At 76.7% G+C, this 14,769-nt stretch carries 1 protein-coding gene; it reads right to left on the bottom strand.

Annotated elements, in window-relative coordinates:
* Positions 1-5 precede the first annotated feature (5 nt).
* Positions 6-14,753, bottom strand: coding sequence for a type I polyketide synthase (locus tag C8054_RS27580; RefSeq protein WP_107161915.1), 14,748 nt, complete (start codon positions 14,751-14,753; stop codon positions 6-8).
* Between the last annotated feature and the right edge of the window lie 16 nt (positions 14,754-14,769).

Raw genomic sequence — 14,769 nt, 5'->3', positions numbered from 1 at the left:
GTGCCTCAGGACAACCCGAGATCGCGGTCGAGAAGGTCGAAGAGCTCCTGGTTGCTGGCCGTCCGCAGCCGGTCGGCCACGTCCTCGCCCGGTTCCGCCGGCTCGTCGGCGCCGAGCCGCTCCAGCAGCCGGTGCAGCCGCATGGTGATCCGCACCCGGCCGAGGTCGTCGCGCTCCCGCAGGGTGAGCGCCTCCTCCAGCCGGTCCAGTTCCTCCACGGTGGGCAGCTCCCGCTCCGAGGACTCGTCGACGAGCTGGGCGCGCAGGTGCTCGGCGAGGGCCTGCGGGGTGGGGTAGTCGAACACCACCGAGCTGGCCGGCGCGAGGCCGGTGAGCCGGGCCAGCCGGCCGCGCAGCTCCACCGCGGTCAGCGAGTCGAACCCGAGGTCCCGGAACGGCCGGTCGGCCTCCAGGGCGTACGGGCTGTCGTGGCCGATCACCTCGGCGGCGGCGGTGCGGATCAGGTCGACAAGCAGCCGGTTCTGCTCGGCGGCGGTCAGGTCGGCGAGGCGCTTGCGCAGCTCCGCGAGCGTCTCCGCGCCGCCGGTGTCGGCCGGGTCGGCGCCGGCGGGCGGGGCCGCCACCTCGGGCAGGTCGCCGATCAGCGGTCGGGGCCGGGCGGCGGCGAAGACCGGGGCGAAGCGCGCCCAGTCCACGTCGGCGACGGTGAGCACGGGGTCGTCGCCGGAGATCGCGGCGCGCAGCGCGGCCATCGCCGGTTCCCGGTCGAGCAGCGTGACGCCGCGCCGGCTCATCGCGGCGGCGTGGTCGGCGTCGACCATGCCGCCGCCGGCCCACGGTCCCCAGTTGACCGACACCACGCGCGCCGGCCCGGCCGGGCGGGACTGCGCCCAGGCGTCCAGGAACGCGTTGGCGGCGGCGTACGCGCCGTGGTCGCCGACGCCCCACGCGGCGGCGATGGAGGAGAAGTAGACGACCAGTTCCAGCGCCGCCGGGTCGAGCAGTTCGTCGAGGTGGCGCGCGCCGGCGGTCTTGCCGGAGACCACGTCGGCGAGTTCGTCGGTGGTGACCGCGCGCACCGGGTTGAGGCGGCCGACGCCGGCGGCGTGCACCACCGCGCGGACCGTCTCGCCGTCGGCGCGCAGCCCGTCGACGAGCGCGGCGACGGCGGCGCGGTCGGCCAGGTCGCAGGCGAGCACCCGGGCCTGTGCGCCGAGCGCGGCCAGTTCGGCCACCGTCTCGGCGACGCCGGGCGCGTCCGGGCCACGCCGGCTGACCAGGATCAGCGTGCGGGTGCCGTGCCGGGCGAGCCAGCCGGCGGCGTACCGGCCGATGGCGCCGGTGCCGCCGGTGATGAGCACGGTGTCCGGTGCCGTCCAGGTCGGGGCGTCCGGCCGGGCCGGGCGCGGCGCCCGGACGAGTCGGCGCAGGTGCACGCCGGCCGGACGGACCGCGAGCTGGTCCTCGCCGTCGGTGTTGGTCAGCGCCCGCAGCAGGTGCTCCCCGGTCGCGGGGTCGAGGTCGGCCGGCAGGTCGAGCAGGCCACCGGCGTGCGCCGGGTGTTCCAGCGCGGTGACCAGCCCGAGGCCCCAGGTGGTGGCCTGGTCCGGCCGGGCGAGCGGGTCACCGGTGCCGGTGCTGACCGCCTGCCGGGTGAGCAGCCACAGTGGCCCGGTCGGTGCGACGTCGGTGACGGCCTGGACCAGCGCGAGGTTGCCGGTGAGACCGGCCGGCACGCCCGGGTACGCCGGGTGCGGGCGCTCGTCCAGCGCCAGAAGCGACACGATCCGGCCGGGCCCGTCCGGCAGGTCACCGGCCAGGTCGGCGCGGGTGACGGTGGCCGGGTCGACGGTGAGCGTGCGCACCGTGCCGCCGTGCGCGGCGAGCAGCTCGGCGATCCGCTCCGCCGGTTCGGTCGCCGCGTCGCCGGGCGTCACGAGCAGCCAGGCCCCGGTGGCGGGGCCGGCGGTGAGCTGCCGTCGCGGCCAGGTGATCCGGTAGCGCCAGCCGTCGGCGACCGCGTCGGCGCGACGTCGCTGGTGCCAGTCGGCGAGCGTGGGGAGCTGGTCGCGCAGCGGCCGGTCCGGGTCCACGCCGAAGCGGGTCGCCAGGGCGTCGCCGTCGCCGGCGGTGACGACCTGCCAGAACGCGTCGTCGGCGGGGTCGGCGGCGGCCGGCGCGGCGACGCCGACCAGTTCGCCGTCGGCGACCGGCCAGAAGCGCTGGTGGCGGAACGGGTAGGTGGGCAGCGCGACCGGGTCGGCGTCGGGCAGCAGCGCCGCCCAGTCCACCGGCGTGCCGTGGCAGTGCAGTCGGGCCAGCGCGCCGAGCAGCGTGGCGACCTCGTCCCGGCCGGGACGTTGCACGCCGGTGACCAGCGGCCCGCCCTCCGGCAGCAGGTCGGCGGCGAGCGAGGTGAGCACCGTGTCCGGGCCCACCTCCAGCAGCGTACCGACGCCGAGGTCGCGCAGGTGGGTGACCGTGTCGCCGAAGCGCACCGCCTCCCGGACGTGCCGCACCCAGTAGTCGGGGGTACGGATCAGGTCGGCGTCGACGACGCGACCGGTCAGGTTGGACACCAGCGGCACGACCGGCGCGGCGTATTCCAGGCCGGCGGCGACGGTGGCGAACTCGGCCAGCATCGGCTCCATCAGCGGGCTGTGGAACGCGTGGCTGACGGTGAGCCGCTTGGTGCGTACGCCGAGGGTGGTGAAGTGGTCGGCGAGCGCGGACAGCGCCTCGTCGGCGCCGGCGACCACGACGGCGGCCGGTCCGTTCACGGCGGCGACGGCGGCCCGGTCGGCGTGCCCGGCGAGCGCGCCGGTCACCTCGGTCTCCCCGGCGGCGACGGCGAGCATCCCGCCACCGGCCGGCAGCGCCTGCATGAGCCGGCCCCGCTGGCCGACGAGCGTGCAGGCGTCCGGCAGCGACAGCACGCCGGCGACGTGCGCTGCGGTGATCTCGCCGACGGAGTGCCCGGCCACCAGGTCGGGGCGGACGCCCCAGTCGGCGAGCTGCCGGTGCAGCGCCACCTCGACGGCGAACAGCCCGGCCTGGGTGAACGCGGTCTGGTCGAGCAGCGTGGCCTCGGCGCTGCCGTCGGGCGCGAACAGCACGCTCTTCAGCGGGCGGGGCAGGTACGCGTCGAGGTGCTGGCAGACCTCGTCGAGCGTCTCGGCGAACGCGGGCAGCGCCTGGTACAGCTCGCGGCCCATGCCGGCGTGCTGGGCGCCCTGGCCGGAGAAGAGCATGGCGAGCGTGCCGGGCGTGGCCACGTCCCGCCGCACGGCGCTGTGGCTCTCCCCCGCCGCCAGCGCGCGCAGCGCGGCCTGCCGGGTGTCCGGGTCGGTGGCCAGCAGCACCGCGCGGTGCCGCAGGTGGGAGCGGGCGGTGGCGAGGGTCCGCGCCACCGCGGCGGCCTCGTCGTCGTGGTCCGTCGCGGCCAGCCGGGCGGCCTGCGCGCGCAGGCTCTCGTCGTCGGCGGCGGAGAGCGGCCAGGGCAGCAGCGGCAGCGCCGGCCGGGGCGCGGCGTGGTCCGGCTCGGTCGGGGCGTCGTCGGTGGGCGGGGCCGCTTCCAGGACGACGTGGGCGTTGGTGCCGCTGACGCCGAACGCGGACACCGCCGCGCGGCGCGGCCGGTCCGTCTCCGGCCAGGGCCGGGCCTCGGTGAGCAGCGCCACGCCGCCGTCGGACCAGTCGACGTGCGGGGTGGGCTCGTCCACGTGCAGCGTGGGCGGGAGCTGGCCGTGCTGGAGCGCCAGCACCATCTTGATCACGCCGGAGACGCCGGCGGCGGCCTGGGTGTGGCCGATGTTCGACTTGACGGAGCCGAGCAGCAGCGGCCGGTCGGCGGGGCGGTCCTGCCCGTACGTGGCGAGCAGCGCCTGCGCCTCGATCGGGTCGCCGAGGCGGGTGCCGGTGCCGTGTCCGTCGACCGCGTCCACGTCGGCCGGGGTGAGCCCGGCGTTCGCCAGGGCCTGCCGGATGACCCGCTGCTGGGCGGGACCGTTCGGGGCGGTCAGGCCGTTGCTCGCGCCGTCCTGGTTGACGGCGGAGCCGCGCACCACGGCCAGCACCCGGCGGCCGTCGCGGCGGGCGTCGGAGAGTCGTTGCAGCAGCACCAGGCCGGCGCCCTCGCCCCAGCCGGTGCCGTCGGCCGAGCCGGCGAACGACTTGCACCGGCCGTCGGCGGCGAGGCCGCGTTGCCGGGCGAACTCCAGGAACGGCCCGGGGGTGGCCATCACGGTGACGCCGCCGGCCATCGCGAGGTCGCACTCGCCGGCCCGCAGCGCCTGCACCGCGAGGTGCAGCGCGACAAGCGACGACGAGCAGGCGGTGTCCACGGTGACGGCGGGGCCCTGCAACCCGAACGTGTAGGACAGCCGGCCGGAGACCACGGCGGCGGCGTTGCCGGTGGCCTGGTAGCCCTCGGTGTCGGCGCGGGCCGCCATCAGCAGCGTGGCGTAGTCCTGCCCGTTGGTGCCGACGAACACGCCGGTGCTGCTCTCCCGCATGTCGGCCGGGGCCAGGCCGGCGCGTTCGAACAGCTCCCAGCCGGTCTCCAGCAGCAGCCGCTGCTGCGGGTCCATCACCAGCGCCTCGCGGGGCGAGATGCCGAACAGGCCGGCGTCGAAGCCGCCGACGTCGGTGACGAAGCCGCCCTCCCGGGCGTACGAGGTGCCGGGCGTGTCCGGGTCGGGGTCGTAGATGGCGTCGAGGTCCCAGCCCCGGTCGGCGGGGAACGGGCCGATCGCGTCGCGGCCCTCGGCGACCAGCCGCCAGAACTCCTCGGGGCTGTCCACGCCGCCCGGATAACGGCAGCTCATCGCGACCACGGCGATCGGTTCGTCGAGTGCGGCGACGGCCCGGGTGGGCGCGGACGCCGCGTCGGTGACGCCGAGGATGCGGTCGGCGAGCCAGCCGGCGAGCAGCGCCGGGGTGGGCCGGTCGAAGACCAGCGTGGCGGGCAGCCGCAGCCCGACCGCCTCGGCGATCCGGTTGCGCATCTCGACCGCGCTGAGCGAGTCGAAGCCGATGTCGCGGAACGGCCGGTCCGCGCCGACCGCCTCGGCGGAGGCGTGGCCGAGCACGGCGGCGGCGTTGCTCCGGACCAGTTCCAGCAGGGCGCGACGGCGGTCCGGTTCGGCCAGGCCGGCGAGCCGGCCGCGCAGCGGGGACGCCTCGGCCGGCTCGTCGTCGGCGCGGGTGGCGGCGAGCAGGCGGGCCACCTCGGGCAGGTCCTCGATCAGCGGGCGCGGGCGGGCCAGCGCGTACGTCTGGTGGAACCGGTCCCAGGCGATGTCCGCGACGGCGAGCGTGACCTCGTCGGTGGCGAGCGTCCGGGCCAGCACGGCGACGGCCAGGTCGGGGCGCATCGGCCGGACGCCGGAGCGGAACATCTGGTCGGCGGCGCCCTCGGTGTCCATCATGCCGCCGCCGTCCCAGGCGCCCCAGGCGACGGCCGTGGCGGGCCGGCCGCGTCGGCGGCGGTCCTCGGCGAGCGCGTCGAGGAACGCGTTGCCGGCGGCGTAGCCGCCCTGGAGGCCGCCGCCCCAGACGCCCGCGCCCGAGGAGAAGAGCACGAACGCGGCGACGTCGTCGCCGAACGTCCGGTCGAGGTTGACCGCGCCGGCCACCTTGGCGTGCAGGCCGTCGGCGAGCGCGGCCAGGTCGGTGCCGTCGAGCGGGCCGGCGTGCGCGACGCCGGCGGCGTGGAAGACCGCGTCGACGCGGACGTCCTGCCCGGCGAGCCGGTCGACCAGGTCGCGCAGCGAGTCGGGGTCGGCGACGTCGCAGGCGGCCACCGTGACGCGGGCGCCGAGCGCGGTGAGCTCCGCCTCCAGCTCGGCGGCGCCGGGGGTGGCCGGGCCCTGCCGGCCGGTGAGCACGAGATGCTCCGCGCCGTCGGCGGCCAGCCAGCGGGCCACGTGCGCGCCGAGCGAGCCGAGGCCGCCGGTGACCAGGACCGTGCCGGCGGGCCGCCAGCCGGTGGTCCCGGGCGGGGTGTCGCCGCCGGCGCGGGCGAGCCGCCGGCCGAACAGCCCGGAGGGGCGGACCGCGAGCTGGTCCTCGTGTCCGACGCCGGCCAGCACGACGGCGAGCCGGCCCCGGGCACGGCGGTCCAGGACGGCCGGCAGGTCGACCAGGCCGCCCCAGCGGTCCGGGTGTTCCAGCGCGGCGACCCGGCCGAGGCCCCAGACCAGGGCCTGCGCGGGGTGGTCGAGCGGGTCGGCGCGGCCGGTGGTGACCGCGCCCCGGGTGGCGCACCACAGCGGCGCGGCGCAGCCGACGTCGCCGAGCGCCTGGACGAGCGCGAGCGTGCCGGCGAGCCCGGCGGGCACGACCGGGCGGTCCGGGTGGCCGGTCTCGTCCAGCGCGAGCAGGGACAGCACGCCGGTGAGCGTGTCGGTGTCGAGCCCGGCGAGCTGCCCGGCGAGGACCGCCCGGTCCGGGTCGTCGACGGTGACCGGCACGACGCCGGCACCGGCCTCGCCGAGGGCGGCGACGACCTGACCGACGAGCGGGTCACCGGCGTACGCGGCGGGGGCGACGAGCAGCCAGGTGCCGGTGAGCCGGGCGGATGTCGCGGCGGTGAGCGGCGTCCAGCGCACCCGGTACCGCCAGGCGTCCACGGTGGACTCGTCGCGGCGGCGTTGCCGCCACTCGGTGAGCAGCGGCAGCGCCTCGCCGAGTGCCCGGGCGGCGCCGCCGTCGACGTCGAGGGTGGCGGCGAGCGCGTCCGCGTCGGCGCGTTCGACGGCGTCCCAGAACTGCCGGTCGGCCTGGTCCTCGACGGACGCGACCGGGCCGGTGCGGACCGGCGACTCGGGCCAGTAGCGCTGCCGGTGGAACGCGTACGTGGGCAGCGGCACGGGCGCGGCGGCGCTGACGCCGCAGACCGCGGCCCAGTCCACGCCGACGCCGTGGGTGTGCAGCTCGGCGAGCGCGGTGAGCACGCGCGGCCAGCCGCCGGCGTCGCGGCGCAGCGTGTTCACCACGGCGGCGTCGTGCTCGGCGTCGTCGATGGTCTCCTGCATGCCGAAGCTGAGCACCGGGTGCGGGCCGACCTCCAGGAACACCTGGTGGCCGTCGGCGAGCAGGGTCCGCACGGCCTGCTCGAAGTTCACCGTCTGGCGCAGGTTGCGGTACCAGTAGTCGGCGTCGAGCGTGGTGGTGTCGACGGGCCGGCCGGTGAGCGCGGAGTAGAACGGCACCTCGGCGGGGCGGGCGGTGAGCCCGGCCAGGCTGGCCAGGAGCCGGTCGGCGACCGGTTCGACGTGTGGCGAGTGGGAGGCGTAGTCGACGTCGAGCGGGCGGACCCGCACGTCGTCGGCGACACAGGCGGCGACCAACTCGGCGAGCGCGTCCGGGTCACCGGCGACCACCACCGAGCCGGGTCCGTTGACCACCGCCAGGCAGAGCCGGCCGGGCCAGCGGTCGAGCATCCGTTCGACCCGCTCGGCGGGCAGGCCCACGGAGGCCATGCCGCCCTTGCCCGCGATGTCGGCGAGCACCTGGCTGCGCAGCGCCACGATCCGGGCGGCGTCCTCCAGGGAGAGCGCGCCGGCCACGCAGGCGGCGGCGATCTCGCCCTGGGAGTGCCCGACCACGGCGCCGGGCCGGACGCCGAGGGAGCGCCAGAGCCGGGCCAGCGAGACCATGACGGCCCAGAGCGCGGGCTGGACGACGCCGGAGGCGACGAGCGGCGGCGCGCCGTCGGCGCCGCGCAGCACGTCGGTCAGCGACCAGTCGACCCAGGGCGTGAGGACGGCCTCGCACTCGGCGATGGACGCGGCGAAGACGGGCGAGGTGTCCAGCAGGTCGACGGCCATGCCGGGCCAGTGGCCGCCGTGGCCGGAGAAGACGAAGACGGGCGCCGGATTGCGCAGCGCGGTGCCGGTGACCACGGTGGGCACGGTCTCGCCGTCGGCCAGCGCGGTGAGGCCGCGGGTCAGTTCGTCGGTGTCCCGGCCGAGCACGACGGCGCGGTGCGGGAAGGCCGCCCGGCTGCTGGTCAGCGCGTGGGCCACCTCGGCGGGCGCGAACTCGGGGTACGCGGCGAGGTGGGCGCGCAGCCGGACCGCCTGGTCGGGCAGCGCGGCCCGGTCGGCGGCGGAGAGCACGAACGGGATCACGCCGGCGTCGACGGCGGCGCCGGGCCGGAACTCGGCCGGGGCGGCGGGCGCGGGAGCGTGTTCCAGGATGACGTGGGCGTTGGTGCCGGAGATGCCGAACGACGACACCGCCGCGCGGCGGGGCCGGTCCCGGTCGGGCCACGGCGTCGGGGCGGTGGCGAGAGTGATCGCCCCGGCGGTCCAGTCGACGTGCGGCGACGGCTCGTCCACGTGCAACGTCGGCGGGACGATGCCGTGGCGCATCGCCAGGACCATCTTGATGATCCCGGCGACCCCGGCCGCGGCCTGGGTGTGGCCGATGTTCGACTTCACCGACCCGAGCAGCAACGGCGTCTCGCGGTCCTGCCCGTACGTGGCCAGCAGCGCCTGCGCCTCGATCGGATCACCCAACGTGGTGCCGGTGCCGTGCGCCTCCACCGCGTCCACGTCCGACGTGGTCAACCGCGCGTTCGCCAGAGCCTGCCGGATCACCCGCTGCTGCGACGGTCCGTTCGGCGCGGTCAGGCCGTTCGACGCACCGTCCTGGTTGACCGCGCTGCCCCGCACGACGGCCAGGACGCGGCGGCCCTCGCGTTGCGCGTCGGCGAGTCGCTGCACCAGCAGCACGCCGGTGCCCTCGCCCCAGCCGGTGCCGTCGGCGGCGGCGGCGAACGACTTGCAGCGACCGTCCGGGGACAGACCCCGCTGGCGGGAGAACTCGATGAACGTGCCCGGCGTCGCCATCACCGTCACACCACCGGCCAGCGCCAGATCACACTCGCCCGACCGCAGCGCCTGCACCGCCAGGTGCAACGCCACCAGCGACGACGAGCAGGCCGTGTCGACGGTGACGGCGGGGCCCTCCAGGCCGAACGAGTAGGCGACCCGACCGGAGAGCACGCTGGCCGAGGTGCCGGTGCCGATGTAGCCCTCCACCTCGGCGGGCAGCTCCATCAGGCGGGACGCGTAGTCGTGGTACATGACGCCCGCGAACACCCCGGTCCGCGAGCCGCGCAGCCCGGCCGGGTCGAGGCCGGCGGACTCGAACGCCTCCCAGGACGTCTCCAGCAGCAGCCGCTGCTGCGGGTCCATCGCCAGGGCCTCCCGCGGCGAGATGCCGAAGAAGCCGGGGTCGAACTCGGGCGCGCCGTAGAGGAAGCCGCCGTGTCGGGTGTACGAGGTGCCGCTGTGGTCCGGGTCGGGATCGAACAGCGACTCCAGGTCCCAGCCCCGGTCGGCGGGGAACTCGGAGATGCCGTCGCCGCCGGCGGCCAGCAACTCCCAGAGCTGCTCCGGGTTCTCCACCCCGCCGGGATAGCGACAGGCCATGCCGACGATCGCCACCGGCTCGTCCAGGCCGGTGGTGGTGGCCGCCTCCGGGGCGCCGGTGGTGTCGGTGCGGGCGCCGGCCAGTTCGGCGTACACCTGGCCGGCCAGGATCTGCGGCGTCGGGTAGTCGAACACCAACGTGGACGGCAGCCGCAGCCCGGTGGCCGCGTTGACCCGGTTCCGCAGGTCCACCGCGGTCAGCGAGTCGAAGCCCAGTTCCCGGAACGCCCGGTCGGCGGCCACCGCGTCCGCGCCGCCGTGCCCGAGCACCTGGGCCACCAGGCCACGGATCAGCGCGTCGACCTGGTCGCGGGCGTCCTGCGGGTCGAGGCCGGCGAGGCGGTCGGCCCAGTTGCCCCGGCCGGCCTGGCGGCGGGTGGTGACCGGGCCGAGCAGCGCCCGCAGCAGCGACGGCACCCGGCCGCCGACGATCTGGGCCCGCATCGCGGGTACGTCGATGACGGCCGGCACGAGCATGGCCTGCCCGGCGGTGAGCGCGGTGTCGAACAGTTCCAGGCCGACCTCGGGGCTCATGGCGCCGAGGCCGGCGCGGGTGGAGCGGGCCCGGTCGACGTCGGACTGGGCGGCGGCCATGCCGTCGGTGTCCCACATGCCCCAGGCCAGGCTGACCGCCGGCAGTCCGTCCTGCCGGCGCTGCGTGGCGAGCGCGTCGAGCACACCGTTGGCGGCGGCGTACGCGGCCTGGCCGGGTGAGCCGAGCACGCCGGCGACGGACGAGAACAACACGAACAGGTCCAGATCGAGATGCCGGGTGGCCTCGTGCAGCCACCACGCCGCCGTGACCTTCGGCGCGAGCACGTTCGCCAACCGCTCCGCGCTGATCGACGACACCACCCCATCGTCCAGCACACCCGCGGTGTGGACCACGCCGGCCAACCGGCCCGGCACACCCGCCACCAGACGCGCGACCTGATCGCGATCGGTCACGTCACACGCCACCACCGACACCGACGCACCCAAGCCGGACAACCGCTCGACCAGCGCGTCCGCGCCCGGCGCGGCCGGGCCCTGCCGCGACACCAGCACCAGCGACCGCACCCCGTGCCCGGTCACCAGGTGCGCCGCCACCAGGGCGCCGAGCGACCCGGTGCCGCCGGTCACCACCACCGTCCCGGCACCGACACCCCGGCCACGGTCGGGGTCACCGGCCGTCGCGGCGTCGGCCACCGGGGCGGACGCCGTCTCCGTCGCCGGGAGCGCGGCCCGGACCAGGCGCGGCGTCAGCACCACGTCGCCGCGTACCGCCACCTGCCCACCCGTTGCCGGCAGGTCACCCAGCACACCGGCCAGCACCGACAAAACCCCGCCGTCGACGTCCCGATCCAGATCGGCCAACACGATCCGCTCCGGATGCTCCGACTGCGCCGACCGCACCAACCCCCACACCGCAGCACCCGCCAGATCGGTCACCCGATCGTCGCCCGCCGCCACCACCGCACCCCGGGTCACCACCACCAACCGCGACTCGGCAAGCGACTCCGCCGCCAACCACCCCTGCACCACCGCCAACACCTCCGACGCGGTCACCCGCACCGCGTCGGGCACCTCCCCGTCGGACGAGCCGACCACCGGCAACACCAACGTGTGCGGCAACCCCTCCCCCGCGTCGACCACCGCCGACACGTCCGGATACGACGACAGCCCGTCGACGGACGCACCGAGCACCGCCCAGCCGGCGAGGTCGTCCCCGGCCGGCACCGGCTCCGGCTGCCAGGACACCTCGAACAGGGAGCGGGCCGCCGCGCCGGGCGCGGTCAGGCCGGTCATCTCGCGCAGCACCAGGGAGTCCACCGACACGACAGGCGCGCCCGCGTCGTCGGCGGCGACCAGGCGCACCGCAGCGCCGTCGCGGGCGAGCCGCACCCGCAGCGCGGTCGCGCCGACGGCGTGCACCTGCACGCCCTCGAACGCGAACGGCACCCGGGGGCCCCCGCCGTCGGCGGCGAGCAGCAGGCCGATCGGGTGCAGCGCGGCGTCCAGCAGGGCCGGGTGCACCGCGAAGCCGGTGCCGGTGACGTCTTCGGGGAGCGCGATCTCGGCGTACACCTCGCCGTCGCCGGTCCAGGCGCGGCGCAGGCCCCGGAACGCCGGCCCGTACGCCAGGCCGTGTTCGGCGAGCGTGTCGTACCAGCCGGCCAGGTCGACCTCGGTGGCGGTGGTCGGCGGCCAGGCCGGCAGGCCGGGCTCGTCGGCGACGGCCGGTTCCAGCACGCCCTCGGCGTGCCGCACCCAGCCGGCCTCCGGGTCGTCCTCGGCCTGGGCGTGCACGGTCACCGCGCGGGCGCCCGCCTCGTCGGCCGGGCCGACCCGCACCTGCACGCGGACGCCACCGGCCGCGGGCAGCAGCAGCGGCGCGGCGATGGCCAGCTCACGCAGCCGGGACACGCCGACCTCGTCACCGGCCCGGACCACCAGCTCGACAAGCGCCGCGCCGGGCAGCACCACCACGTCGCCGACCTGGTGGTCGACCAACCAGGGGTGGGTGCCGGCGGAGAGTCGGCCGGTGAGCAGCACCATGTCCTCGCCGGCCACGGAGACGGCGGCGCCGAGCAGCGGATGCCCGGCCGCGCCGAGACCGGCGCCGGAGACGTCGGCGAGCCGGCCGACCGGCTCCAACCAGTACCGCTCGTGGTGGAACGCGTACGTGGGCAGGTCGACCGGGCGGGCGCCGGCGTCGGCGAGCAGGGCGTCCCAGTCGACGGTCAGGCCGGCGGTGTGCAGCCGGGCCAGCGCCTCCAGCACGGCGCGGGGTTCGGCGCGGTCCTTGCGCACCAGCGGCACCAGCACGGCCGCCGGGTCGGCGAGGGCGCCCTCGGCCATCGCGGTGAGCACGCCGCTGGGCCCGAGTTCGACGTACGTGCCGACACCGGCCTCGGCGAGCCGGTCCACCGCGTCGGCGAAGCGCACCGCCTCGCGGACGTGCCGCACCCAGTAGTCGGCGGTGGTGATCTCGTCGGCTTCGGCGATCCGGCCGGTCAGGTTCGACACGATCGGCACGGTCGGCGGGGCGTAGTCGAGGCCGGCGGCGACGGAGGCGAACTCGGCGAGCATCGGTTCCATCAGGGCGCTGTGGAACGCGTGGCTGACCCGCAGCCGGTGGGTGGGCGTACCCCGGTCGGCCCAGTGCGCGGCGAGCGCGTCGATCGCCTCGGCGTCGCCGGAGACCACCACCGCGGCGGGCCCGTTGACGGCGGCGATGCCGGCCCGTCCGGTCACGTCGGCCAGCGACGCGGTCACGTCGGCCTCGCCGGCGGCCACGGCGAGCATGGCGCCACCGGCGGGCAGCGCCTGCATGAGCCGGCCGCGCGCGGCGACCAGCCGGGCGGCGTGGGCCAGCGACAGCACGCCGGCGACGTGCGCGGCGGCCAGCTCGCCGATCGAGTGGCCGACGAGGTAGTCCGGGGTCAGCCCGAACGAGCGGGCCAGCCGGTGCAGCGCCACCTCGACGGCGAACAGGCCGGCCTGGGTGAACTGGGTCTGGTCCAGCAGGTCGCCGGCTTCGAACAGCACCGGCTTGAGCGGCTGCGGCAGCAGCGGGTCGAGGTGCGCGCAGACCTCGTCCAGCGCGGTCGCGAAGACGGGGAACGCGGCGTACAGGTCGCGGCCCATGCCGGCGCGTTGCGCGCCCTGCCCGGAGAAGAGGAACGCGACCCGGCCGCGCGGTGCGGCGGCGCCGGTGACCACGGTCGGGGTGGGCTCACCGTCGGCGAGCGCGCGCAGCCCGGCGAGCAGTTCGTCGCGGTCGGCGGCGAGCACCACGGCCCGCGCGTCCAGGTTGGCGCGGCGGCGGGCGGCGGCGGCCCAGTCGACGGGGTGGGCGTCGGGGGTCACGTGGTCGGCCCAACGGCGGGCCTGCGCGGCGAGGGCCTCGGGGTCGCGGGCGGAGAGCAGCACCGGCGCCAGCGGCGGCGGCGTGCCGGGCGTGGGCTCGGGCTCGTCGACGGCCGGCGGCTGCTCGACGATGACGTGCGCGTTGGTGCCGCTGATGCCGAACGACGACACCGCCGCCCGGCGGGGCCGGTCGGACTCCGGCCAGGGCCGGGCCTCGGTGAGCAGGGTGACCGCGCCGGCCGACCAGTCGATGTGCGGGGACGGCTCGTCCACGTGCAGCGTGCGGGGCAGCACCCCGTGTCGCATCGCCTGGACCATCTTGATGATGCCGGCGGCGCCGGCCGCGGCCTGGGTGTGGCCGAGGTTCGACTTGACCGAGCCGAGCCAGAGCGGGTCGCGCCCGTCGCGGTCCTGCCCGTACGTGGCGAGCAGCGCCTGCGCCTCGATCGGGTCGCCGAGCGTGGTGCCGGTGCCGTGTGCCTCGACCACGTCCACGTCGGCCGGGGACAGCCGCGCGTTCGCGAGGGCCTGCCGGATGACGCGTTCCTGGCTGGGGCCGTTCGGGGTGGTGAGGCCGCTGCTGGCGCCGTCCTGGTTGACCGCGCTGCCCCGGATGATGCCGTGGATGCGCCGGCCGTCGCGTTGCGCGTCGGAGAGGCGTTGCAGCAGCAGCATGCCGACGCCCTCGGCCCAGCCGGTGCCGTCGGCCGACGCGGCGAACGACTTGCACCGCCCGTCGGCGGCCAGCCCGCGTTGCCGGGAGAACTCGGCGAACACGCCGGGGGTGGAGAGCACGGTGACGCCACCGGCGAGGGCCAGGTCGCAGTCACGCTGGCGCAGCGCCTGCACGGCGAGGTGCACCGCGACCAACGACGACGAGCAGGCGGTGTCGATGGTGACGGCCGGGCCCTCCAGCCCGAACGTGTACGCGACCCGCCCGGACACCACGCTGCCGGAGTTGCCGGTGCCGAGGTAGCCCTCCACGCCCTCCGGCAGGTCCAGCACCCGGGACGCGTAGTCGTGGTACATCACGCCGGCGAACACGCCGGTCCGGCTGCCGCGCAGCCGGTGCGCGTCCAGCCCGGCGGACTCGAACGCCTCCCAGGTGCTCTCCAGCAGCAGCCGCTGCTGCGGGTCCATGGCGAGCGCCTCGCGCGGCGAGATGCCGAAGAACGCCGGGTCGAACTCGGTGGCCTCGTAGAGGAAGCCACCCTTGTCGGTGTACGACGTGCCCGGGTTGTCCGGGTCGACGGAGAAGAGCCGCTCCAGGTCCCAGCCCCGGTCGGTCGGGAAGTCGCCCACCCCGTCACGGCCGTCGGCGACGAGCTGCCACAGCTCGTCCGGACCGTGCACGCCGCCCGGATAGCGGCAGGCCATGCCCACGATGGCCATCGGCTCGCGGTCCTTGGCCTCCACCTCGCGGACGCGCCGCCGCGCCTCGCGCAGGTCGGTGGTGGCGCGGCGGAGGTAGTCGAGGAACTCTGCCTCAGTGGGCATCGGGGCGCTCCGTATC

It is taken from the genome of Micromonospora sp. RP3T (genome assembly GCF_003027925.1).
Taxonomy (GTDB): domain Bacteria; phylum Actinomycetota; class Actinomycetes; order Mycobacteriales; family Micromonosporaceae; genus Micromonospora.
The sequence above is the reverse complement of the archived record's forward strand: the minus strand, read 5'-3'. Positions and strand labels throughout refer to the sequence as shown.